Source organism: Citrobacter sp. Cpo037 (assembly GCF_030332945.1).
Classification (GTDB): Bacteria; Pseudomonadota; Gammaproteobacteria; order Enterobacterales; family Enterobacteriaceae; genus Citrobacter; species Citrobacter portucalensis.
In genome coordinates, this window is record NZ_JAOWGW010000069.1 from 78,382 (window position 1) to 102,860 (window position 24,479).

Below are 24,479 nucleotides of genomic sequence, written 5' to 3' on the forward strand. Positions count from 1 at the left end.
TTACAGGGAGCTTCCTTAATGACACATCAAAACGTTAAATATTGCCGTGGTCTGCCGATCGCCATGTTGGCGTTGGCCATTGGTTCTGCCATTCCTCTCACAACCCATGCGACACCAAGTCAATTTGATGTCACGTTTACCGCCAGAATACTGGCAACGACCTGCAACATGGCGGTTAATGATGGTGCCGCGGGCGGCGCAGCCACTGTTTACATTGGCGACGCCGATCACAAAGTCACGTTGGGTGACCTCATCAATGAGCAAAACAGTACCGCGACCTCGGGCCCGACTATCGCCGCCTTTAATATCAAGGCCAGTGATTGTCCAACATCGCTGCAAAGCATTAAAACGACCATTACAGGCACCCAAAACGGCAACAAGGTATTAGTTCCCAGCAGCACAAGCGATGGCGACGCAAAAGGCGTCGGTGTGAAGATTGCTCGTGCCAGCGCACCAGATCAACCGTTCACCATCTTCACGAGTACGACCGCGAGCACGGACGGTTCAGAAGTGATTCTCTGGGACACAGCCAGTGAAGTGGGTGATGGAAAGCAACTGGACTTGATTGCCCATTTAGTTCCAACCTCGACCACCACAGTCGGTCTGACCACGGGTAAGTTTAACGCGATCGCAACGTTTAACTTTAACTATGAATAATTCCAGCGATGATATTACGGAGCGCTACAATGAAATCTAATTCTCTTTTTCTCGCCCTGGTGATGGCTGGTGGGTTATTCAGCACGGTGAGCTATGCCGCAACGACAGGTACAGACTCATTAGCCATTACGTTTTCATCTGAACTTATTTCTGGCACATGTAATTTTGAGGTTCAGGACGGAACAGGCGCTGCGACAAGTGCCGTGGATATTGGCAATATCTATAAAAATGATGTTGGGACAGATGCGGCCAAAAAACCGTTTTACATCGCATTCAAAGAGTGTGCGGGGGTGTCCGATATTTATATTACCGCGCAGGCAACCGGCGGCACCTGCGACAGCACCAATTACCCCACTAACGACGCGACAAATACCAACACCTCCATACAAATACATCAGGAAGAGCACAGCTCACAGAAAACACCGCATCCGCTTAACTGTGCTATGACCCCCACGGGAGGTGATGACACGATCCACCATAGCTTTGGTGCCAGCAGATTAAGCACTAGCGTCACCTTTGATATGTACGCCACACTGGTACTGGCAAACGGTAAAACGGCATCAGACATTGGCGTCGGCACAGCTACTGCACCCGTTACCTTTTCAATAAGTTACGAATAAGCCATGGATGGGCAACAATGCAACAGAAACTCCTTTCTACACAATCAGCCTTCGTTTTACTGGCTGCGCTGACAGCAGGGCTATGGTCTGCTGCCAGTCCGGCGGAGGACAGCGGAGTGAACGTGAATTTTACGGCCAGGATCCTTGCGAATACCTGCCAGATAAATTTAAAAGACGGTAGTGATGTGACGTTGCCCACAGTGTCTCAAGACTGGTTTTACAACGCAGATAACAGCAACCGCCTGCAACCAGAGACCGACGCAGGCGGTACGCCGTTTGTCATCCAGGTGGTCAGCTGCGATATTTCCGGTACGGAAAGCAACAACAGCCAGCAGGTTCATTTTCAGTTTACGCCGCAATTTGGTATTGACCCGCTTAACAAACGCGTGTTTGCCAATAATGCCACCAGCGGCCAGGCCAGTAACGTTGGGGTAGTGGTTTTTTCTGAAGCGTTCCATACCAACGTATTGAACGATGATGGCACTTCCGATGTGGTGTATGACCTTTCCGGGAAAGCCGAACCGCGCTTTCCTGCGGATTACGCGTTTTACGCCCGTTATCAGAACACCGGCGACGTAGGCAACGGAGTCATCACCAGTAATGTGGTGGTCGACGTTACCTATCAATAAAGGGATTTATGATGAAATTGCGTTATTTACTGCCGTTACTCTTCTGTGTGCTCTCTACATTTGCAGGACAGGCACTGGCGTATAACTGTTGGTTCAAGAATAATTATACGATTACACTTCCTGATGTCTGGACAAGTAACCAGGCGATTGGGGCAATAGGCGGCCTGACGCTGCCGGAACCCTTCACTGATGTCAACCCAGAAAGTTCTCTACTGTTTTCCGGTATGAGTGGCGTAATAACGTGCCCTGTTGAAGGTTCCAATAACGTCGTTGAATTATTCCCACCCGATGCCAGTATGATGGATTCCACCTACACGACAACATACACTAGCGGTGAGACGGTTGGGCTACTAAAAACCAACGTCCCTGGTATTGTTTATACCTATGGGGTCAGATGTGCGAGTAACTGCCTTGGCGGTCAGCAACTGTATTTAGACCTGCCCCCTCTGGGAACAACAAGAAAAAGTAGTGCTTCCAGTGCAGGTTATCAAGGGAGTGAAAAAAACTGGGATGTCTTTTTCACGCTGTACCAGACCCCGGAATACCGTCCTCATCCAGGGCAGACGCAGGTAAGGGCCATAGGCGGCACCATCGGCTCTATGCAGATGGGAACGCTGCACGCAAATAAAGTCACGATGAATATCAGCAGTGGTTCGGTGTTATTCACATTAGCCGAACCCACTTGCCGAACCTACGGCGTCAATGGTGATGCTTATGATCGCACCGTTAACTTTGGTGATTTCTACACGTCCGATTTTAGCAGCGGTGACACTACGGAGAAGAGAACCTTTACACTCGATTTATTCCAGTGCTCGATGAACAAATTCTCCATCACAGTAAATGGCCCAAGCGATGCTTCAGGCAATTATTTGACCAATGGAGCGAGTGGCACCGCTGAAGGCATTGGTATCGCACTTGCCGCACAGGTCAACGGCAACTGGCATTCAGTCAAATTTGATGGGACCGAAGCATTTGGTGTAGATTTTTCAGGCGATGGCGATTGGTTTCATGAAAGTTACTCCATCCCGTTCACCGGACAGTTAAAGAAACTGGGTACTGTTAAGGCCGGTATTTTCGAAAATTCGGCCACGTTTACTATCACCTACGAATAAGCGTCACCCCTGCGGCTGATTGCTGATCAGCCGCGCCATCGTCTCCAGCGAATCCGTTCTTAGAATATACAAGCGCTTCAGTAAGAACGGATTATCCCCCGGCTTCACCTTCCCTTTCACCGTCGTCACCGCCAGATGAAAACCAGCCTCGCTCGCCGCCTGTACCGCCGTAGTGTTATAGCCGCCAAACGGATACGAAAGATACAGGACGTGAGGATTGAACTGGGACAGCGCCCGGCGAGAACGGGCAAAATCAAACAGAATGTTGTGATAGCTTCGACTCAGCAGGATTGGCCGGTGATTGGCATCCACACGGTGCAGGAAATGAGTATGCGACTGGAAGTCGAACACGTCGCGGATCTCGTTCAGTTCAGAAAGGCTCATAAACTGCAGCGATTTCGGATCCCACTTCTGCGGGTGACGCTTGATACGTGAACTAATGATAAACGCCGTGGCTTTAAAGCCATACTGCTTCAGAATCGGGTAAGCATAACGACTCACCGACTTCAGGCCATCGTCGAACGTCAGCACCACCGCCCGCGCCGGGAGGTTCATATTGTTGCGTACATAGCCTTCCAGTTGATACATCGTCAACGTGGTGTAGCCGCGGTCCTGGAGCCAGGCCATCTGGTTGCTAAACGCGCGTACAGAGGTCGTCGTGGAGGTATGGCGAAAGCGGGTATTCTCTTCATCGCGCAGAATATGATGATACGTTAACACCGGGATGCCGTTGTCTTCCTGCGCATCCAGAGCACTGATATAAGCCAGCCTGCCGCCAATGCGGATCTGGAACCACGTCTGGTTGAGTCGATCTTTAAGCTTACTGATAATGGGATAGCGCAGATTATCTGCCAGCACGCCAAACGGGGCGCTACCGATATCTGGAGCGTTATACACCGGCGTATCTTTCCAGGTTACCAGGCTTTGATTGCTAAGCGGTTTATTGAGATCGCCCAGACCATCGTCAACTTTCTGCCTCCCCTGAACCGGCTCCAGATGTCCCTTATCAATAAATCCGGTGCCAAAGCCAAAGGTAAATTCGTAATAGTCTGCCGCGATGGGCTCAACGGCAAGGATCTGCCCGGCGCGAATATTCCCGACCGTCACCATCTTATTGCCAATCTGCGCCCATACGGCGGCCGCTTCGGTGGTTTGCATATAGCGAGCAGGCAAAGCCGCGGCGACGCTGCCAGAGAACAGGAGCAACAGAAAAAACAGAACGCGCATAACCATCTGAGATAACCGAGGCGAGAAACCTCGGTTATTGTAGCAAAAGCGCCATCAATACCAATGATTAATACTCATACAAATCATGCTTCAACACGAAGGGGGGATTTTTTTGTTGTTGATGCCAGAGGCTGGTGACTTCGGGGCCGCCAAGCGCGACGATGCAATCGCGAAACGCAGAACTGCTCAGCGATTCCCGCGACGAAACCATTCGTTCAAGTAATGGGTAGCTGATACCTGAAATCACTTCACACTGGGGGTGTTTGTGGCTCATTAACGAGGCCACGCGGTACGGCGCGGCCCCGGCCATATCCGTCAGGAAGATCACGCCCTCGCCTGAGTCGGTGGCATGCAGGGCATGGCACATCATGCGGCTTAACATATTCGAGCTGAGCCCACGCCAGAAACTTACCGCCTGACATTGCTCCAACGGACCGTACTTTTTCTCCAGACGATGCAGCATATCCTGTGCCTTATCGTCATGACAGGTAATTACCCAACCTAACATTGCCTACCTCCTTAGCAGGCAAGTAGTTTATCAGGGTGATAAATCGGTAATGGTGATAAGCATCAAAAGTCTTCCTCTCCCGGCCAGGAAGAGGAAGAAAGAATTAGCTACGCAGGCCGCGTCCGCGCTGAATCAGGTACCAGCACAGCAAGTAAAACGCCGCAATGAACACCACCAGCACGCCAAACGTGGTGACCAGCGGAACATCATGAATACCCAGGAAGCCGTAGCGGAAGCCGCTAATCATGTAGACAATTGGGTTCAGATGCGACAGTCCCTGCCAGAACGGCGGCAGCAGCGTTAACGAATAGAACACGCCACCCAGATAGGTCAGCGGCGTCAGCACGAAGGTGGGGATCAGGCTGATATCATCAAAGGTTTTTGCAAAGACTGCGTTCAACAATCCGGCCAGCGAGAACAGTACTGCCGTTAGCACCAGCGTGAGCGCCACAAAGACCCAGGAATGCACCTGGAACGGCACGAAGAACAGTGAAATAGCCGTCACCAGAATGCCTACGCACAGGCCACGCGCCACGCCGCCGCCGACGAAACCGGCAATAATCACGTGCGTCGGCACCGGGGCGACCAGCAGCTCTTCAATATTGCGTTGAAACTTGGCGCTAAAGAACGACGAGGCCACGTTGGCGTACGAGTTGGTGATCACTGCCATCATAATCAGCCCCGGCACAATAAACTGCATGTAGCTAAAGCCATGCATTTCGCCGATACGCGAGCCGATCAGGTTACCAAAGATAATAAAATAGAGCGTCATGGTGATGACGGGAGGCACCAAAGTCTGGACCCAGATACGCATAAAGCGGTGGATCTCTTTCGCCCAGATGCTTTTCAGCGCAACCCAGTAAAGCTGCATCATGCGCGATCTCCTTGTTTTTCATGAACCAGAGAAACAAACAGTTCTTCCAGTCGGTTCGCTTTGTTACGCATACTCAATACCTGAATGCCCTGCGCACTCAGCTGAGAAAAGACGCTGTTGACCCCTTGTTCACGCAGAACCTCCACTTCCAGCGTGGAAGTGTCGACCAGCCGGTACTGATAACCTTCCAGTTTCGGCAGCGGGCTTTTCGGCGCCAGATCGAGGATAAAAGTCTCGGATTTCAGTTTGGAGAGCAGGCTCTTCATCGAAGTATTTTCCACCAACTCACCATGCTGAATAATGCCGATATTGCGACACAGCATTTCCGCTTCTTCGAGATAGTGGGTGGTCAGAATAATGGTGGTGCCTTTGTCGTTTAAATCCTTTAAAAAGCCCCACATTGAACGACGTAACTCAATGTCGACGCCCGCCGTTGGTTCATCCAGGATGAGTAATTTTGGCTCGTGCATCAGCGCACGGGCAATCATCAGACGGCGTTTCATCCCGCCGGAAAGCATGCGCGCACGCTCGTTACGTTTTTCCCATAAATCGAGCTGCTTTAAATATAATTCGCTGCGTTTGACCGCCTCTTTATGCTCAACACCGTAGTAACCCGCCTGATTCACCACGATCTGCTGCACGGTTTCAAACGGGTTAAAGTTAAACTCCTGCGGTACCAGACCAAGCTGGCGTTTAGCGTTAACCGTATCTTTTTCGAGATCGTACCCGAAAACGCTCACCCGCCCGGAGGTTTTATTCACCAACGAGCTGATTATCCCAATGGTGGTGGACTTTCCTGCGCCATTCGGTCCCAAAAGCGCATAGAAATCACCCGCTTCGACTTGCAAATCTATGCCGCGTAACGCTTGAACGCCACCGGGATAGGTTTTTTTAAGTTGTTGAAGTTCCAGAGCAATGGTCATGTTTTTATACTTACCTTACGTTCTGACATTTTATATATAGTTTAATTAATGCTGGAGTTACCCTATATTAGCCCATCGAATTTATCTGGCTTCGGGTCGTACAACTCCATGAAAGACATAGATACACTCATCAGCAACAATGCACTATGGTCAAAGATGCTGGTAGAAGAGGATCCCGGATTTTTTGAAACGCTGACGCATGCCCAGAATCCGCGTTTTCTATGGATTGGATGTTCCGATAGCCGCGTTCCCGCTGAACGTTTAACCGGTCTTGAACCGGGTGAACTGTTTGTTCACCGTAATGTTGCTAATCTGGTTATTCACACCGATCTGAACTGTCTCTCAGTGGTTCAGTATGCGGTGGATGTGCTGGAAGTGGAACATATTATTATATGCGGCCACTATGGATGCGGCGGCGTCCAGGCGGCAATTGAAAATAAAGAACAGGGGCTGATTGATAACTGGTTACTGCACATCCGCGATATCTGGTTCAAACACAGCTCACTGCTGGGCGAAATGCCGCAGGAACGTCGCATGGACACCCTGTGCGAACTGAATGTCATGGAACAGGTCTATAACCTGGGCCACTCAACCATTATGCGTTCAGCCTGGAAGCGCGGTCAGAAAGTGACCATTCACGGCTGGGCATACGGCATTCATGACGGTCTGCTGCGCGATCTGGACGTCACCGCCACCAGCCGCGAAACGCTGGAGCAGCGCTATCGCCAGGGCTTATCTAACCTGAGTCAGAAACACAGCAACCATAAATAATGTGACATTGCCGGGAGGCGGCGACGCCTTACCCGGCCTACAAACCTACACCGTAGGTCTGATAAGCGAAGCGCCATCAGGCGCTCCAGCCAATTACTCGTCCAGCAGCACCACTTTGCCAACGTACGGCAGATGGCGATAACGCTGGGCATAGTCGATGCCGTAACCGACCACAAACTCATCAGGAATTGAGAAGCCGATAAACTCGACAGGAACATTCACTTCACGACGAGAAGGTTTGTCCAGCAGCGTACAAATAGCCAGGGATTTCGGCTCGCGCAGGCTCAGAATTTCACGCACTTTGGACAACGTATTGCCGGAGTCGATGATGTCTTCGACAATCAGCACGTCCTTGCCACGAATGTCTTCATCCAGGTCTTTCAGGATTTTAACATCACGCGTGGTAGACATTCCGCTACCGTAGCTGGATGCCGTCATGAAATCGACTTCGTGAGAGACATGCACTTCGCGGCACAGATCCGCCATAAACATAAATGAGCCACGTAACAGACCAACCAGCACCATATCGCTGCCGCTGTCCTTGTAACGTTCGTTAATCTGGCGCCCCAGTTCAGCAATACGCGCTTTGATCTCCGCTTCCGGGATCATCACTTCAACAGTATGTTTCATAAACCCTATAACTCACTGATTTTTATCAGTTGACACATCATGCAGATCGAAAGAAAGCGCTTACGTTGATACACCGACTGACAGACGGCGACCCGCTCTAACCACAAAACTTGCGACAGCATACAAACAATTCAGTTGATGAAGTATACCAGTAAAGAGAGCGGGTTCCTCTGATAGTTCACAGGAGAACCTGTTTGCGTCGTTTTTTGTACGCTTATTAATCAACACCAGGAGCGCACGGCAGCCTGTGGCTAAAACGTTTCCCAGTGTGGGTCTTGTGGCGAACTCCCCGCGGAGGTCGCTCGTGGAGTATCCTTAGGTGGTTTTCGATGCTCACTGTTGGAGGCATCGCGAGTGATGCGAAATGCCGCCACGGCCAGGCGTAACTGTTCAGCTTGTTGTTCCAACGAAGCGGCGGCGGCGGCAGACTCCTCTACCAGCGCGGCGTTTTGTTGTGTGACACTGTCCATCTGCGAGACCGCGAGACTCACCTGCTCAATTCCCCGACTCTGCTCCTCCGAGGCGGAGGCGATTTCCCCCATGATGTCCGTCACGCGGGTAACCGCAGCGACAATCTCTTTCATCGTTTTACCCGCGTCCGACACCTGCTGAGATCCCATCCCCACGCTGTGGGTTGAGTTATCAATCAACGCCTTGATCTCTTTGGCTGCCTGAGCGCTACGGCTTGCCAGGGTACGGACTTCGCCCGCCACAACAGCAAATCCGCGGCCCTGCTCTCCTGCTCTGGCAGCCTCAACCGCCGCATTGAGCGCCAGGATATTGGTCTGGAAAGCAATACTGTCGATGACGCTGGTGATCTGCGCAATTTGCTGTGAACTACCGGCAATTTCACTCATTGTATGCACGACAGTATCAACAACCCGTCCACCACGTGCGGCAGTATCAGACGCATTCTTAGCCAGTTGAGTTGCCTGTTTCGCATTGTCCGTATTTTGCTTCACGGTCGCGGTAAGCTGTTCCATGCTGGCGGCTGTCTCTTCAAGTGAAGCAGCCTGCTGCTCGGTACGCGAAGACAGATCGTTGTTACCTGATGAGATTTCCGCTGCACCGCTATGAATCGTTTCTGAGCTGTTACGCACCGACGTGACTGTCGAAATCAGCGACTGTCGCATTTCATCTAAGCCCGTCGCCAAACGCCCCATTTCATTACGTCCCTGGACGTCGAGTTGATGGGTCAAATCACCACGGGTAATAATGCGAATATGCTCCATAATCTGCGCCAGGGGTTTAAGCAGCATATGCTGCAACCCGCTCCAGATCATGCCCAGAACGATGAGCACAGCGACGACAATTGCCCCTAATGTCCATTGCATGCGGGTAAAGCTGTGCTGATTCTCCGCCGCCGCGTGCTGAAGCAGCGCGTTATTTTCGTTACGCCACTGGTCATAGCTGGCTGCCATTTCATCCTGCGCCTTCTGAGCATCAAGATCGCCATAGGCTTGATAGTTATTCGCGCGCAGATACTCTATCGATAACGCCATCACGTCGTGCATCTGCCGATACTGTTTTTCCATTTCAGATGCAATTTGCGGATTCTGCCCCGACACCTGCGGCAATGACTGATAATGCGCAAAGTATCCCTCAGCCTTCTTCATCGACTCACTCGCCGTTTTTAGCAAAGTATCAATTGCCGCCAGTGAGGCCGGATCGCGTTGGTTCTTTAAGAAACGAATTGCTACACGGGTTACCGTTACCCGGGTTTTAATCAGCGTATTGACGCTATCACTCAGATTTTCCTGTTGGGCGTTCAGGGTGCCTGAGTTCTGGAAATTATGGCGATCATTGTTTACCGCAGAATAAAAAAAGCTTCCTGTCACGACCTGTAGCAAACAGAAAATGGCGAGAACCAGAAGAATGCCGGTAATAACGCGCACATTTTTAATCATAGTATTTCATCCATTGAACTCACATTGGGTACCCAATGATTATCGGCTCCAAAGGCGATTACTTTATGTGCAATAGCAGAATTTGCAGGAGGAGGGAGTCGTGCGATGAAACGCTGTAAAGAGACAGTGTTTTATCCGGCCTACGAGAGATTTCTGCAGGCCGGATAAGCACAGCGCGATTTATTTAGACGGTGAAGCCGAGCATCATTCCGGTATCTTCATGCTCTAACAGATGGCAGTGCGCCATATAGGCATGCTCTTTTGGCGCATCGTGGTCAAACTTCACCAATACCTCGCTCACGCCGCCTTCTACCCGCACCGTGTCCTTCCATCCCGCGCGGTGTGCGGCTGGCGCTTTGCCATTCTCAGACAAAATGCGGAACTGCGTGCCGTGAATGTGGAACGGATGCAGCATCATGTCGCCCTGACCGGAAATTACCCAGCGTTCGTGCTGCCCTTTCGCCGCGGCAAACATCGGTTTATTCATATCAAACGCCTGACCATTAATCCGGTTGGCGTTATGGAAATCAAACGATCCGCCATGCTTCATGTTGCCCATATCACCATGCTGCATATTCCCCATCTCACCGTGGTTCATATTGCCATGATTCATATTGCCGTGGCCCATATTGTCATTATTCATATGGCCCATCATCTTCCCATGATCCATACCCGCCATGGCCTGAGCACCGTATTTCTTCATCAGCATTTGCATGCCCATCATATCGAGCATCGGATCCATCGACAGCTGCAGCTTGCGCACCGTCAGACCTTCCAGTGACGGCAGCGATGGCATGGATGTCAGCGAATCTGGCAGCGTGCCGGAAGCGGTAATCAGCAACGGTTGAACGCGCATCACCGGGTGCGGCTTATCAAATGGCGCGATCGCCATCCCCATCTGGCTGACTGGCAGAGTGACCAGATCAAAAGCTTTGCCGTCACTGACATCCACCAGCACTTCAAAGCGCTCACCCATCAGCATAGGAAGCTCGGTCACTTTTACCGGTTCCGCCAACAGTCCACCGTCGCTGGCAATGACGTACAAAGGACGATTGTCGCTGGCCGCAATGTTCAGTGAGCGTGCGTTACAACCATTCAGCAGGCGTAGACGCAACCAGCCACGCGGTGCGGCATGCTGAGGATAAATCGCCCCATTGGTCAGCAGCGTATCGCCAAACCAGCCGACGGCGGCGGTCATGATGTCCAGTTGATAATCAACCTGCCCATCAGCAGAGAACTGTTTGTCCTGAATAATCACCGGTACATCATCAATGCCCCACTGCTTAGGCAGCATCAGCTTGCGAATCTCTTCATCTTCAATCAGCACCAGTCCGGCCAGTCCCATCGCTACCTGACGGCCGGTCTTTCCATGCTGATGCGGGTGGAACCAGCAGGTTGCCGCGCGCTGATCCGGCGTGAAGGTCACTGAACGTTTCCCGCCCGCCGGGATAATGCCTTGCGGCCCACCGTCGACTTCACCGGGGATTTCCAGACCGTGCCAGTGCAACGTCGTCTCTTCGGCAAGCTGGTTATGGATATCCACGGTCACCGATTGCCCTTTGTTCAGCTTGACCGCAGGTCCGAGTAAATTGCCGTTATATCCCCAGGTCGTCGCTGTTTTACCAGCAAAGCTCGATTTTCCGGCTTGCACCACCAATTGCATACGGTTTGAGGCATCCGCGGTTAGCAGGTCAGGAATGGGCAATGCAGGGCGGTCTGCGGCAAATACGCTCCGGCTCCACAGAGGTAACGCTGACGCGACGCCCAGCGCCACGGAGTACTTTAAAAAGTCACGACGTTGCATAATCACTTCCTTATATTCAGCAGCTTAAGCAGGCTATCTTTTAAGCATAAGCCTTCCCCTTACGGGAAGGTCAAGTGAACGGCTAATAATAAAGGTCGTCGCTTCGCTCGCAGTATGCTAACGTTTAAATTCCGTGATGCAGTGGTAGAAGCAATGAAGACGTTTTTCAGAACAGTTTTGTTCGGCAGCCTGATGGCCGTATGCGCAAATAGCTACGCGCTCAGCGAGTCCGAAGCCGAAGATATGGCCGATTTAACGGCAGTTTTTGTTTTTCTGAAAAATGACTGTGGATACCAGAATTTGCCTAATGGGCAGATTCGTCGCGCACTGGTCTTTTTTGCCCAGCAAAACCAGTGGGACCTGAGTAATTACGACACCTTCAATATGAAAGCGCTGGGTGAAGACAGCTACCGCGATCTCAGCGGTATCGGCATCCCGACGGCAAAGAAATGCAAAGCGCTGGCACGTGACTCTCTGAGCCTGCTGGCCTACGTTAAATAGATAGTTTTGCGGAGCCCTCAGGCTCCGCATGAATTAACGCTGTTGCACAAATTCGCGGTATGCCGCCACAACCTGAAGAAAGTCCTCTACACCACAGAGAGAAAAACTTTCTTCGTCGTAGTAGCTCATCCCCTCTTCCATCTCATCGCCAGAGAACTCCAGCTGATTAGCGCGGACCATCACTTCTTCGCCATCCAGCCAGAGCGTGTATTCATGCCCTGCTCGCTGCCAGGAGCGCTCACTGCCCTTAACCGCCCGCGCTGCCTGTTCCACTTCATCAAGTAAGGCCAGGTTTTCTTTCACTTCCTCATTAAACCAGTGCCCCACCACCTCGTGGCCCATGGACATACGCACTTTTACCACTCCGGTAATATCGCGCAGAAATTCGTAATCCATAATGTCTTCCTCTGCTCCCGGCAATGCGCCAATACCGCATTGCGCCTTGCTGTAATTATCGCAGCAGCGCGGCAGAAAAAAAGCGTAGCGGGTATAAGGAATAGAAATAAAAATGCCCGGAGAAGCAGACTTCTCCGGGCATTGATGTGTTTTTACACAAAACGCGTTAGCGCATTACACCGCGGTCTGGAAAATCACACCATCGGCTTTCTCGGTGTACTGAGACAGCTGGTCGAAGTTCAGATAACGGTAAGTATCTACGGCCGTTTTATCTACCTGCGCCACATAGGTCTGGTACTCTTCCGCCGTCGGCAGTTTGCCAATCAGCGCCGCAACCGCCGCCAGCTCCGCAGAAGCCAGGTAGACGTTTGCCCCGGTACCTAAACGGTTCGGGAAGTTACGGGTAGAGGTCGACACCACCGTTGCGCCGTCGGCTACACGCGCCTGGTTACCCATGCACAGAGAGCAGCCTGGAATTTCGATACGCGCACCGCTCTTACCGAATACGCTGTAGTAGCCTTCTTCAGTCAGCTGAGCGGCGTCCATACGGGTTGGCGGAGCCACCCACAGGCGCGTCGGCAGCTGGCCTTTGTGCGCATCCAGAAGCTTACCAGCGGCACGGAAGTGCCCGATGTTAGTCATGCAGGAGCCGATGAACACTTCGTCAATCTTCTCGCCCTGTACGTCAGACAGCAGACGCGCATCGTCCGGATCGTTCGGTGCACACAGGATTGGCTCTTTGATATCCGCCAGATCGATGTCGATCACCGCCGCGTATTCTGCGTCAGCGTCGGCTTCCAGCAACTGCGGATCCGCCAGCCATTTTCCCATGCCCTGCACACGACGTTCCAGCGTACGACGATCGCCATAACCTTCTGCGATCATCCACTTCAGTAGAACAATGTTAGAGTTCAGATACTCAACGATCGGCTCTTTGTTCAGCTTGATGGTACAACCGGCAGCGGAACGCTCAGCGGAGGCATCGGTCAGTTCGAACGCCTGCTCCACTTTGAGATCCGGCAGACCTTCGATTTCAAGGATGCGGCCAGAGAAGATGTTTTTCTTACCTTTCTTCTCAACGGTCAGCAGACCCTGTTTGATCGCGTACAGCGGAATGGCGTGAACCAGATCGCGCAGGGTGATGCCCGGCTGCATTTTGCCTTTGAAACGCACCAGAACGGATTCCGGCATATCCAGCGGCATCACGCCGGTCGCCGCAGCAAACGCCACCAGACCAGAACCTGCCGGGAAGGAGATCCCGATAGGGAAACGGGTATGGGAGTCACCACCGGTACCTACGGTATCCGGCAGCAGCATACGGTTCAGCCAGGAGTGGATAACGCCATCGCCCGGACGCAGGGAGACACCACCACGGTTCATGATGAAGTCTGGCAGCGTATGGTGCGTATTGACGTCCACCGGCTTCGGATAGGCCGCGGTGTGGCAGAAGGACTGCATCACCAGATCAGCAGAGAAGCCCAGGCACGCCAGGTCTTTCAGTTCGTCACGGGTCATTGGGCCAGTGGTATCCTGAGAACCGACGGAGGTCATCTTCGGTTCGCAGTACGCGCCCGGACGGATACCTTTCACGCCACAGGCGCGGCCAACCATTTTCTGTGCCAGGGAGAAGCCACGGCTGCTTTCCGCCACGTCTTTCGCCTGACGGAATACGTCTGAGTGCGGCAGACCCAGCGCTTCGCGCGCCTTGGTAGTCAGGCCGCGACCAATGATCAGCGGAATACGGCCACCGGCGCGAACTTCGTCGATCAGGACTTCAGTTTTCAGCTCAAAGCTTGCCAGCAGTTCGCCGGTTTCGTGGTTGCGTACTTCGCCTTTGAACGGGTAAACGTCAATCACGTCGCCCATATTCATGTTCGACACGTCCACTTCAATCGGCAGTGCGCCCGCATCTTCCATGGTGTTGAAGAAGATAGGTGCAATTTTGCCGCCGAGGCACAGGCCGCCGCCGCGCTTGTTCGGCACATGAGGAATGTCGTCACCCATGAACCACAGCACGGAGTTGGTTGCGGATTTACGCGAAGAACCGGTACCGACAACATCACCCACATAAGCCAGCGGGTAACCTTTTTTCTGCAATTCTTCGATCTGTTTGATCGGGCCAACCACGCCCGGCTGATCCGGTTCGATACCTTCACGGGCGTTTTTCAGCATCGCCAGCGCGTGCAGAGGGATATCCGGACGAGACCATGCATCCGGTGCCGGAGAAAGGTCATCGGTGTTGGTTTCACCCGTCACTTTGAAGACGGTAACGGTGATTTTTTCAGCCAGAGCCGGACGGTTCAGGAACCATTCGGCATCAGCCCAGGATTGCATTACCTGCTTCGCATATTCGTTGCCCGCTTTGGCTTTTTCTTCTACGTCGTAGAAGTTATCGAACATCAGCAGTGTTGAAGAGAGCGCTTTAGCGGCAATTGGTGCCAGTTTTGCGTCGTCCAGCGCGTCGATCAGCGGATGAATGTTGTAACCACCCTGCATAGTGCCCAGCAGTTCAATGGCTTTTTCTGGGGTAACCAGCGGGGAGGTGGTGTCGCCTTTCGCGACAGCGGCGAGAAAACCAGCTTTAACATAAGCGGCTTCATCTACGCCAGGAGGAACGCGGTTGATCAACAGGTCTAACAGGAATTCTTCTTCGCCCACAGGCGGGGTCTTCAGCAGCTCGACAAGTGCAGCCATTTGGGTTGCGTCTAAAGGTTTTGGCACAATCCCCTGGGCAGCACGCTCAGCTACGTGCTTACGGTATTCTTCTAGCACGACGATATCTCCTCGCTCTCATTGTCATAATGCGGCGCTTTTGTAGATGGGCGATTCTCTTCACGCTCCTGTGAGACAGTAGTTAGTAGGGTAAATGCCCGGTACCGCATAAGGCACAATAACAGGATTTTCACTAAGTGTTAATCCGTTTACAAAAAAGCAACATAAAAAATTGGCTGAATCGTTAAGAATGGTATAGCGACAAGGCGCAACGCAATTTAGGCTGCCTGAAACCTCCCTGAAACGGTTGATTTTTAAGCGCGATCGGTTGAATATTCCAGCGATTTTCCCGCCATCAGATATAATTGTGTAATAAATCTTCACACTCTTTTTCCGGACTTACCGGGCGAATCCCCAATAAAAGTCAAAACTGTCTAACACGGGTGAATAATACTCGCGGCAACAGGAACGCCTCACGGCACAGCGCTTGTCTCGTTGGAGTCATTTTATGAAGTTGCCCCTTAAGCCACATCTGCTTGTCCTTTTGTGCAGTGCCGGGCTGTTTGCCGCCTCTGGCGTGATGTTCGTTAAAAGTCGCACAACGGAACCTGCAGCTCCGGCTCCCGTTGCACAGCAACCGTCAGCATTGGCTCCAGCTCCCGTAGCGGCCCCTGCCCCGGCCGACCAAACAGCACCCGCCGCGGCACCAACCTACTCGGCAGCACAAATCGATCAGTGGGTTGCGCCTATCGCGCTCTATCCAGACTCGCTGCTGTCGCAAATTTTGATGGCCTCAACCTATCCGGCTAACGTTATCCAGGCCGCACAGTGGTCAAAAGACAATCCCAAAATGCAGGGCGATGCCGCCATTCAGGCCGTTGCCAGCCAACCCTGGGATCCCAGCGTGAAATCGCTGGTTGCCTTTCCTCAGTTGATGTCGCTGATGGGTGAAAATCCGCCGTGGGTACAAAGTCTGGGCGATGCTTTCCTCGCACAGCCGAAAGACGTCATGGATTCCGTTCAACGTCTGCGCGCGCTGGCGCAACAGACCGGTGCGTTGCAATCAACACCGCAACAGACCGTCACTACCGTGACTAAAGCGGCGCCAGCTAAAACCGTCACCAGCGAGTCGACGACCAGTTCAGCGACCACAACAGCCACGACCACCTCAACAAGCCCAACGGTTATCAAGATTGAATCCGCCGATCCGCAGGTGGTGTACGTTCCAACCTATAACCCGAACACGGTTTACGGTACCTGGCCGAATACCGCCTATCCGCCAACCTATCTGCCACCAACGCCCGGCGAGCAGTTTGGCAACAGCTTCGTTAACGGTTTAGGCTTCAGCCTCGGTGTTGCCACAACCTATGCCATCTTCAGCAACATCGACTGGGATGACGACGATGATCACCATCATAATGATGACTGGGATAACCATGGCGGCTATAACCGTAATGGTGATAACAACATCAACATTAACGTTGATAACTTCAATAAAATCAGTGGTCAACGGCTGACAGATGCCAACCGTACCTGGCAGCATAACCCGGCCTATCGTGAGGGTGTGCCATACCCAAATAACCAACTCAATAACCGCTTCCACTCCACTAACACAGCTACGGGCTTAAGTTCGACCCAGCAAAGACCGGTCAATCGTGATAGCCAGCGCCAGGCTGCGATGAGCCAAATGGAAAAATCAACGGGGAAAACATTCCCACAGACAGCGCGCTCGGGCACGAAAGACGCTCAGCGTCAGGCGTCCAGCCAACAGCTGAAGCAAATTTCACAGCGTAATAACTACCGCGGTTACGATACCAAGCCGCAAACCGCGAAACGGACAAGCATACAGCAACGTGAGAATCGTCAGGCAGTCGCCCAGCGACAGGAGAAAAGGATCACGCAACCGGCGCAGCAACGCAATGTGCAACAGCGCAATCTTCAACAGCGAACCAGTCAGCCGCGCGCCAATGCGCTGAGCGGTAACGACAGTCGCTCCGCCAACTGGCAGGCACAGCAACAGCGAGGTGCCCAGAGCCGGCAGGTCGCCCGTAATCAGCCATCGCGCCAGCCTTCTGGCGGGCGTGCTGAGCACCGTGAATTCCGTCATCGTTAAGGGAACCGACATGAAAAATAAACTACTCAGTGGAATGGTGTTGTTCATGGTTTCGGCTACCGCGATGGCACAACAATCCTTCAGCACACCAGACCAGGCGACCGATGCGCTGGCAAACGCGATCAGTGAGCAAAATGAAAGTGCAATGAGCAACCTGCTCGGGGAAAACTGGCGTGATTTTCTGCCGCCAGAAGGCGTCGATCCTGATGCGGTTGACCGCTTCCTGCGCGACTGGAAGGTTCGCCATAGCACCGTTATCGACGGCAATACGGCGCATCTTGTGGTTGGGGACAGCGACTGGCAACTGCCAATCCCGGTCGTCAAAAACGCTTCAGGCTGGCAATTTGATATCAAGGAAGCGGCCGAAGAGATCCTGACTCGTGAGATTGGACGCAACGAACTTGCTGCCATCGAGGCGTTGCACGCCTATGTGGATGCTCAGCAGAGCTATTTTGCGATGAACCAGAAATACGCGCAAAAGATTGTCAGTTCTGAAGGGAAAAAGGATGGTCTGTACTGGCCTGTTTCGCCCGGCGAAGCGCCAAGCCCGCTTGGCCCAGCCTTCAGTCCACAGGAGCCGGGCATGGGCTATCACGGCTATCGCTTCCGAATCCTTCCCGATAAAACCAGCGGTTTTGCCATGGTAGCCTGGCCCGTTAGCTACGATCACACCGGCGTGATGAGTTTTATGATTAACGGTGAAGACAAAGTCTACCAGGCCGATCTCGGTGTTGAATCACAGCAGAAAGCACAAGCGTTAACCACATTCCATCCGGATAAAAACTGGCAACCCGTAGCACCGTAAAGCGAGGTTAAGCCGTAGGCCGGGTTAGCACTAGCGCCACCCGGCATGTTGCCCGAAATAACGGGTAGCTTCAGGCAAAAAAAACGCCTCCGAAGAGGCGTTTTCACAAAAGGGAGAAGATTACTTCTTCTTCGCTTTCGGGTTTGGCAGGTCGGTAATGCTGCCTTCAAAGATTTCTGCCGCCAGACCCACTGACTCGTGCAGAGTCGGGTGCGCGTGGATGGTCAGCGCGATATCTTCAGCGTCACAACCCATTTCGATCGCCAGACCGATTTCGCCCAGCAGCTCGCCGCCGTTGGTACCGACAATCGCACCACCGATAACACGGTGAGATTCTTTGTCGAAAATCAGTTTGGTCATACCGTCTGCACAGTCGGAAGCGATAGCACGGCCAGAAGCAGCCCACGGGAAGGTGGCGGTTTCGTAGCTAATGCCTTTTTCTTTCGCTTCTTTCTCGGTCAGACCAACCCATGCAACTTCTGGTTCAGTGTATGCAATGGATGGGATAACTTTCGGATCGAAGTAGTGTTTCTTGCCGGCGATAACTTCAGCGGCAACATGACCTTCATGAACACCTTTGTGTGCCAGCATCGGCTGACCGACGATATCGCCGATAGCAAAGATGTGCGGCACGTTGGTGCGCAGCTGTTTGTCAACGCGGATGAAGCCACGGTCGTCAACTTCCACGCCAGCTTTGCCCGCGTCGAGGTTTTTACCGTTCGGTACACGACCGATAGCGACCAACACAGCATCGTAACGCTGAGCTTCAGCAGGGGCTTTTTTGCCTTCCATCGAAACGTAGATACCGTCTTCTTTCGCTTCAACGGCGGTCACTTTGGTTTCCAGCATCAGGTTGAATTTCTTGCTGATGCGCTTGGTGAAGACTTTAACCACGTCTTTGTCGGCAGCCGGGATAACCTGGTCGAACATTTCAACCACGTCGATCTCTGAACCCAGCGCATGGTACACGGTACCCATTTCCAGACCGATGATACCGCCGCCCATTACCAGCAGGCGCTTAGGAACAGTTTTCAGTTCCAGTGCATCGGTGGAATCCCACACGCGCGGATCTTCATGCGGAATAAACGGCAGTTCGATCGGACGGGAACCCGCCGCGATGATTGCGTTGTCGAAGTTGATCACGGTTTTGCCGTTTTCGCCTTCAACTTCCAGGGTGTTTGCCCCGGTAAATTTACCCAGACCGTTAACCACTTTCACTTTACGGCCTTTGGCCATACCCGCCAGACCGCCGGTCAGCTGAGTGATAACTTTTTCTTTCCAGGTACGAATCTTGTCGATATCGGTTTTCGGCTCGCCAAAAACGATACCGTGTTCAGCCAGTGCTTTGGCTTCTTCGATAACTTTTGCTACGTGCAGCAGCGCTTTAGAAGGGATACAGCCGACGTTCAGACAAACACCGCCAAGGGTGCTGTAACGTTCTACGATGACGGTCTCCAGACCTAAATCTGCGCAACGGAAGGCAGCAGAGTAACCTGCAGGGCCTGCCCCAAGTACCACGACCTGAGTTTTGATTTCAGTGCTCATCATGACCTCTTAATTTATACCCGTCGTCCAGCGGGTCGTTCTATCCGCCCGTATTTTACAAAATTGTTAACAATTTTGAAACAACAAACGGCAACCGATTTGTCTTTCGCACAATAACCTCACTGACTTCATGAGATTACCAGAAAAAAGCCGGCCGTCGGGCCGGCTTTTTCGCTTACATCACCAGGCGGCGAATGTCAGACAGCATGTTGTTGATGATGGTGATAAAGCGCGCACCATCCGCACCGTCAATTACACGGTGGTCGAAGGAGAGCGAAATCGGCATCATCAGACGCGGCATAAACTCTTTACCGTTCCACACTGGCTCCATAGAGGACTTGGAGACACCGAGGATAGCCACTTCCGGCGCGTTCACAATCGGCGCGAAGTGGGTAGTACCCAGGCCACCGATGCTGGAGATGGTGAAGCAACCGCCCTGCATTTCGCCAGCGGTCAGCTTGCCATCACGCGCTTTCTTGGAGATCACGGTCAGTTCACGAGACAGCTCGGTAATGCTCTTCTTGTTCACGTCTTTGAAGACCGGAACAACCAGACCATTAGGAGTATCAACCGCTACACCGATGTTGATGTATTTCTTCAGGGTCAGGCGCTGACCGTCTTCAGACAGGGAGCTGTTGAAGCGCGGCATCTGTTCCAGAGCTGCAGCAACCGCTTTCATGATGAAGACTACTGGGGTGAATTTCACGTCCAGTTTACGTTTTTCAGCTTCGGCGTTCTGCTGTTTACGGAACGCTTCCAGATCGGTGATATCGGTCTTATCGAAGTGAGTAACGTGCGGGATCATCACCCAGTTACGGCTCAGGTTAGCACCAGAGATTTTCTGGATACGGCCCAGTTCCACTTCTTCGATTTCACCAAACTTGCTGAAGTCCACTTTCGGCCAAGGCAGCATACCCGGGATACCGCCACCTGCTGCTGCAGCCGGAGCCGCTTCAGCACGCTTGATAGCGTCTTTCACGTAAGCCTGAACGTCTTCACGCAGGATACGACCTTTACGGCCAGAACCTTTCACTTTCGCCAGGTTCACACCGAATTCGCGCGCCAGGCGACGAATCAGCGGCGTTGCATGAACATAAGCGTCGTTTTCAGCAAACTCAGATTTGCCTTCCGCTTTTGCGGCCGGAGCTGCGGCTTGCGCAGGCGCTGGTGCAGCGGCCGGAGCCGGAGCAACTGCTTGTGCAGGAGCGGCTGCAGGTGCTGCGCCTTCGACTTCGAAGACCATAATCAGAGAACCGGTTTTAACTTTGTCGCCGGTGCTGATTTTGATTTCTTTCACGGTACCTGCGAACGGTGCCGGAACTTCCATCGACGCTTTATCGCCTTCAACGGTGATCAGTGACTGCTCAGCGGCAATTTTATCGCCCACTTTAACCATCACTTCAGTGACTTCAACTTCGTCACCACCGATATCCGGTACGTTAACTTCTTTCGAGCCGGAAGCAGCTGGAGCCGCCGCTGCTGCTGGAGCAGCCGCTTGAGCCGGTGCAGCAGCAGGCGCTGCGCCCGCCACTTCGAAGACCATAATCAGGGAACCGGTAGACACTTTGTCACCCGTGTTGATTTTGATCTCTTTAACGGTACCTGCGAACGGCGCCGGAACTTCCATAGAGGCTTTGTCACCTTCAACGGTGATCAGAGACTGTTCAGCCGCAACGGTATCGCCCACTTTAACCATGATCTCGGTAACTTCTACTTCGTCACCGCCGATGTCAGGTACGTGTACGTCTTTCGCCGCAGAGGCAGCAGGTGCTGCTGCCGGAGCTGCTTCTTTCTTCTCTTCTGCCTGAGCAGGTGCAGCTGCTGCTGCACCGTCGGCGGAATCGAAAATCATGATCAGTTTGCCGGTCTCAGTTTTGTCGCCAACAGAGACTTTGATCTCTTTAACGATACCCGCCTGAGGGGACGGAACTTCCATAGAGGCTTTGTCGCCTTCTACGGTGATCAGCGACTGTTCAGCTTCAACTTTGTCGCCTACTTTGACCAGGATCTCGGTGATTTCAACTTCATCAGCCCCGATGTCCGGTACATTGATTTCGATAGCCATTATTCTTTTACCTCTTACGCCAGACGCGGGTTAACTTTATCTGCATCGATGTTGAATTTGATGATTGCATCTGCAACCACTTTCTTATCGATTTCGCCACGTTTAGCCAGTTCGCCCAGGGCCGCTACAACCACGTAGGAAGCATCAACTTCGAAGTGGTGACGCAGGTTTTCACGGCTGTCAGAGCGACCGAAACCGTCAGTACCCAGTACGCGATAATCATCAGCCGGTACATAAGTACGAACCTGTTCGGCAAACAGTTTCATATAGTCAGTAGATGCTACTGCCGGAGCGTCGTTCATCACCTGAGCGATGTACGGAACGCGCGGAGTTTCCATCGGGTGCAGCATGTTCCAGCGCTCACAATCCTGGCCATCACGCGCCAGTTCAGTGAAGGAGGTTACGCTGTAAACGTCAGAACCTACACCGTAGTCGTTCGCCAGGATCTGTGCTGCTTCACGCACGTGACGCAGGATAGAACCGGAGCCCAGCAGCTGAACTTTACCTTTCTTACCTTCGAGGGTTTCGAGTTTGTAGATACCTTTACGGATACCTTCCTCGGCACCTGCTGGCATTGCCGGCATGTGGTAGTTTTCGTTCAGCGTGGTGATGTAGTAGTAAACGTTCTCTTGTTTCTCACCGTACATACGCTCCAGACCATCGTGCATGATGACCGCAACTTCGTACGCATAAGACGGATCGTAAGAGATACAGTTCGGGATAGTCAGAGACTGAATATGGCTGTGACCATCTTCGTGCTGCAGACCTTCACCGTTCAGCGTAGTACGACCAGAAGTACCACCAATCAGGAAGCCACGAGCCTGTTGGTCGCCTGCCTGCCAGCACAGGTCACCAATACGCTGGAACCCGAACATGGAGTAGTAGATGTAGAACGGGATCATCGGCAAATCGTTGGTGCTGTAAGAAGTCGCAGCAGCCAGCCAGGATGCGCCTGCACCCAGTTCGTTGATACCTTCCTGCAGGATCTGACCTTTCTCGTCTTCTTTATAGTAAGCAACCTGCTCACGGTCCTGCGGGGTGTACTGCTGACCGTTCGGGCTGTAGATACCGATCTGACGGAACAGACCTTCCATACCGAAAGTACGCGCTTCGTCAGCGATGATCGGAACCAGACGATCTTTGATCGACTTGTTCTTCAGCATCACGTTCAGGGCACGAACGAAAGCGATAGTGGTGGAGATTTCTTTGTTCTGCTCTTCCAGCAGCGCACCGAAGTCTTCCAGAGCTGGCAGTTCCAGCTTCTCGGTGAAGTTCGGCTGACGAGCTGGCAGGTAGCCATGCAGTTTCTGACGCTGAGCGTGCAGATAAGTGTGCTCTTCAGAACCTTCCGGGAAGGTGATGTAAGACAGGTTTTCAACCTGCTCATCGGTCACAGGAACGTTGAAACGGTCGCGGATATAACGCACCCCGTCCATGTTCATTTTCTTAACCTGGTGAGCGATGTTTTTACCTTCAGCAGTGTCACCCATGCCGTAACCTTTAATGGTATGGGCCAGGATTACAGTTGCTCTGCCTTTGGTTTCCTGCGCTTTTTTCAGTGCAGCATAGACTTTCTTCGGATCGTGACCACCACGGTTCAGAGCCCAAATCTGCTCGTCAGTCCAGTCAGCAACCAGTGCTGCGGTTTCCGGGTATTTACCGAAGAAGTGCTCACGTACGTATGCGCCATCTTTGGATTTGAAGGTCTGGTAGTCGCCGTCAACGGTTTCGTTCATCAGCTGGATCAGTTTACCGCTGGTGTCTTTACGCAGCAGCTCATCCCAACGACCGCCCCACATGACTTTGATAACGTTCCAGCCAGCGCCCGCAAAGATGCCTTCCAGTTCGTTAACAATCTTGCCGTTACCGGTTACCGGGCCGTCAAGACGCTGCAGGTTACAGTTGATAACAAAGACCAGGTTGTCCAGTTTTTCACGGGTCGCGATGGTGATCGCACCTTTAGATTCTGGCTCATCCATCTCGCCGTCGCCCAGGAAGGCGTAAACGGTCTGTTTAGAGGTATCTTTCAGGCCACGGTGTTCCAGATATTTCAGGAATTTAGCCTGGTAGATAGCACCGATTGGGCCCAGACCCATAGATACGGTCGGGAACTGCCAGAATTCTGGCATCAGTTTCGGGTGCGGGTAGGAAGACAGGCCTTTGCCATGTACTTCCTGACGGAAGTTGTTCATCTGCTCTTCAGTCAGACGACCTTCCAGGAATGCGCGTGCGTAGATGCCCGGAGAAATGTGGCCCTGGAAGTACACCAGATCGCCGCCATCTTGCTCGTTGCGTGCACGGAAGAAGTGGTTGAAGCAAACATCATATACCGTTGCGGAGGACTGGAAGGATGCCATGTGGCCACCCAGCTCGAGGTCCTTTTTAGACGCGCGCAGTACGGTCATGATGGCGTTCCAACGGATAGCAGAACGAATACGACGTTCCAGCTCCAGATTGCCCGGGTATTCCGGTTCATCTTCAACGGCAATAGTGTTTACATAATTGCTGGCCCCTGCACCTGCCGCTACTTTCACGCCGCCTTTGCGGGCTTCTGAAAGCAGTTGGTCGATCAGATACTGAGCACGCTCAACACCTTCTTCACGGATGACCGATTCGATCGCCTGTAGCCAGTCGCGAGTTTCGATCGGATCCACGTCATTTGGGAAACGTTCTGACATGG

General features: G+C 52.6%; 20 protein-coding genes. 8 read left to right on the forward strand and 12 right to left on the reverse strand.

Annotation, left to right across the window (positions count from 1 at the left end):
• The first annotated feature begins 18 nt into the window (after window positions 1-18).
• The 4 genes from OGX94_RS16110 to OGX94_RS16125 are packed head-to-tail and all read left to right on the forward strand — an operon-like array spanning window position 19 to window position 3,018.
• Window positions 19-657, forward strand: a complete 639-nt coding sequence (locus OGX94_RS16110; RefSeq protein ID WP_149335391.1) for a fimbrial protein — start codon at window positions 19-21, stop codon at window positions 655-657.
• 29 nt (window positions 658-686) lie between these two features.
• Window positions 687-1,277, forward strand: coding sequence for a fimbrial protein (locus tag OGX94_RS16115; RefSeq protein WP_063941124.1), 591 nt, complete (start codon window positions 687-689; stop codon window positions 1,275-1,277).
• 17 nt (window positions 1,278-1,294) lie between these two features.
• Window positions 1,295-1,906, forward strand: a complete 612-nt coding sequence (locus tag OGX94_RS16120) for a fimbrial-like protein (RefSeq protein ID WP_257662303.1) — start codon at window positions 1,295-1,297, stop codon at window positions 1,904-1,906.
• Window positions 1,907-1,914: 8 nt separating this feature from the next.
• The gene (locus OGX94_RS16125; RefSeq protein WP_257662302.1) at window positions 1,915-3,018 is read left to right on the forward strand and encodes a fimbrial protein; all 1,104 of its coding nucleotides are present in this window, start codon (window positions 1,915-1,917) and stop codon (window positions 3,016-3,018) included.
• 3 nt (window positions 3,019-3,021) lie between these two features.
• Here OGX94_RS16125 and OGX94_RS16130 read toward each other — a convergent pair whose 3' ends face one another.
• The 4 genes from OGX94_RS16130 to OGX94_RS16145 all read right to left on the reverse strand — a co-directional run bounded on the left by OGX94_RS16130 (window position 3,022) and on the right by OGX94_RS16145 (window position 6,550).
• Complete coding sequence (locus tag OGX94_RS16130) at window positions 3,022-4,251, reverse strand: polysaccharide deacetylase family protein (RefSeq protein WP_257662301.1); 1,230 nt, start codon at window positions 4,249-4,251, stop codon at window positions 3,022-3,024.
• 61 nt (window positions 4,252-4,312) lie between these two features.
• Window positions 4,313-4,753, reverse strand: a complete 441-nt coding sequence (locus tag OGX94_RS16135; RefSeq protein ID WP_003829464.1) for a PTS sugar transporter subunit IIA — start codon at window positions 4,751-4,753, stop codon at window positions 4,313-4,315.
• 103 nt (window positions 4,754-4,856) lie between these two features.
• Entirely contained in the window at window positions 4,857-5,627 is a 771-nt protein-coding gene (locus OGX94_RS16140; RefSeq protein ID WP_003829467.1) for an ABC transporter permease, read from the reverse strand.
• The gene (locus tag OGX94_RS16145) at window positions 5,624-6,550 is read right to left on the reverse strand and encodes an ABC transporter ATP-binding protein (RefSeq protein ID WP_003829469.1); all 927 of its coding nucleotides are present in this window, start codon (window positions 6,548-6,550) and stop codon (window positions 5,624-5,626) included. Before OGX94_RS16145 ends, OGX94_RS16140 begins: the two co-directional genes overlap by 4 nt.
• Window positions 6,551-6,658: 108 nt before the next feature.
• Between OGX94_RS16145 and can the strand changes: the two genes are divergently transcribed.
• The gene (can, locus tag OGX94_RS16150; protein WP_003018654.1) at window positions 6,659-7,321 is read left to right on the forward strand and encodes a carbonate dehydratase; all 663 of its coding nucleotides are present in this window, start codon (window positions 6,659-6,661) and stop codon (window positions 7,319-7,321) included.
• A 93-nt stretch (window positions 7,322-7,414) separates the two neighbouring features.
• Here can and hpt read toward each other — a convergent pair whose 3' ends face one another.
• The 3 genes from hpt to cueO all read right to left on the reverse strand — a co-directional run bounded on the left by hpt (window position 7,415) and on the right by cueO (window position 11,662).
• Window positions 7,415-7,951, reverse strand: coding sequence for a hypoxanthine phosphoribosyltransferase (gene hpt / locus OGX94_RS16155; RefSeq protein WP_003018658.1), 537 nt, complete (start codon window positions 7,949-7,951; stop codon window positions 7,415-7,417).
• Between the two features lie 251 nt (window positions 7,952-8,202).
• Window positions 8,203-9,858 (reverse strand): methyl-accepting chemotaxis citrate transducer, encoded by a 1,656-nt coding sequence (gene tcp / locus OGX94_RS16160; RefSeq protein WP_286569587.1) that lies wholly within the window; start codon window positions 9,856-9,858, stop codon window positions 8,203-8,205.
• A 184-nt stretch (window positions 9,859-10,042) separates the two neighbouring features.
• Window positions 10,043-11,662 (reverse strand): multicopper oxidase CueO, encoded by a 1,620-nt coding sequence (gene cueO, locus OGX94_RS16165; protein ID WP_063941118.1) that lies wholly within the window; start codon window positions 11,660-11,662, stop codon window positions 10,043-10,045.
• A gap of 153 nt (window positions 11,663-11,815) precedes the next feature.
• Between cueO and OGX94_RS16170 the strand changes: the two genes are divergently transcribed.
• Window positions 11,816-12,163 (forward strand): YacC family pilotin-like protein, encoded by a 348-nt coding sequence (locus OGX94_RS16170; RefSeq protein WP_003018667.1) that lies wholly within the window; start codon window positions 11,816-11,818, stop codon window positions 12,161-12,163.
• A 33-nt stretch (window positions 12,164-12,196) separates the two neighbouring features.
• On the opposite strand, the gene yacL is transcribed toward OGX94_RS16170, so the two are convergent.
• Window positions 12,197-12,559 (reverse strand): protein YacL, encoded by a 363-nt coding sequence (yacL, locus tag OGX94_RS16175; RefSeq protein WP_003018670.1) that lies wholly within the window; start codon window positions 12,557-12,559, stop codon window positions 12,197-12,199.
• 174 nt (window positions 12,560-12,733) lie between these two features.
• Window positions 12,734-15,331 carry a bifunctional aconitate hydratase 2/2-methylisocitrate dehydratase gene (gene acnB, locus OGX94_RS16180; protein WP_286569589.1) on the reverse strand — a complete coding sequence of 866 codons (2,598 nt, stop codon included), beginning with the start codon at window positions 15,329-15,331 and terminating at the stop codon, window positions 12,734-12,736.
• Between the two features lie 448 nt (window positions 15,332-15,779).
• On the opposite strand from acnB, the gene OGX94_RS16185 reads away from it, so the two are divergent.
• Together OGX94_RS16185 and OGX94_RS16190 are read left to right on the forward strand one after the other, a co-directional pair.
• The gene (locus tag OGX94_RS16185; protein WP_257662300.1) at window positions 15,780-17,384 is read left to right on the forward strand and encodes a DUF3300 domain-containing protein; all 1,605 of its coding nucleotides are present in this window, start codon (window positions 15,780-15,782) and stop codon (window positions 17,382-17,384) included.
• Between the two features lie 10 nt (window positions 17,385-17,394).
• Window positions 17,395-18,189: a DUF2950 family protein gene (locus tag OGX94_RS16190; protein ID WP_008786213.1), complete on the forward strand. Its 795-nt coding sequence runs from the start codon at window positions 17,395-17,397 to the stop codon at window positions 18,187-18,189.
• Between the two features lie 120 nt (window positions 18,190-18,309).
• On the opposite strand, the gene lpdA is transcribed toward OGX94_RS16190, so the two are convergent.
• The 3 genes from lpdA to aceE all read right to left on the reverse strand — a co-directional run bounded on the left by lpdA (window position 18,310) and on the right by aceE (window position 24,477).
• Entirely contained in the window at window positions 18,310-19,734 is a 1,425-nt protein-coding gene (gene lpdA, locus OGX94_RS16195) for a dihydrolipoyl dehydrogenase (protein WP_003829486.1), read from the reverse strand.
• 175 nt (window positions 19,735-19,909) lie between these two features.
• On the reverse strand, window positions 19,910-21,799 hold the full coding sequence (aceF, locus tag OGX94_RS16200; RefSeq protein ID WP_063941114.1) for a pyruvate dehydrogenase complex dihydrolipoyllysine-residue acetyltransferase: 1,890 nt from the start codon (window positions 21,797-21,799) through the stop codon (window positions 19,910-19,912).
• Between the two features lie 14 nt (window positions 21,800-21,813).
• Entirely contained in the window at window positions 21,814-24,477 is a 2,664-nt protein-coding gene (gene aceE, locus OGX94_RS16205) for a pyruvate dehydrogenase (acetyl-transferring), homodimeric type (protein WP_048214932.1), read from the reverse strand.
• Window positions 24,478-24,479 lie beyond the last annotated feature (2 nt).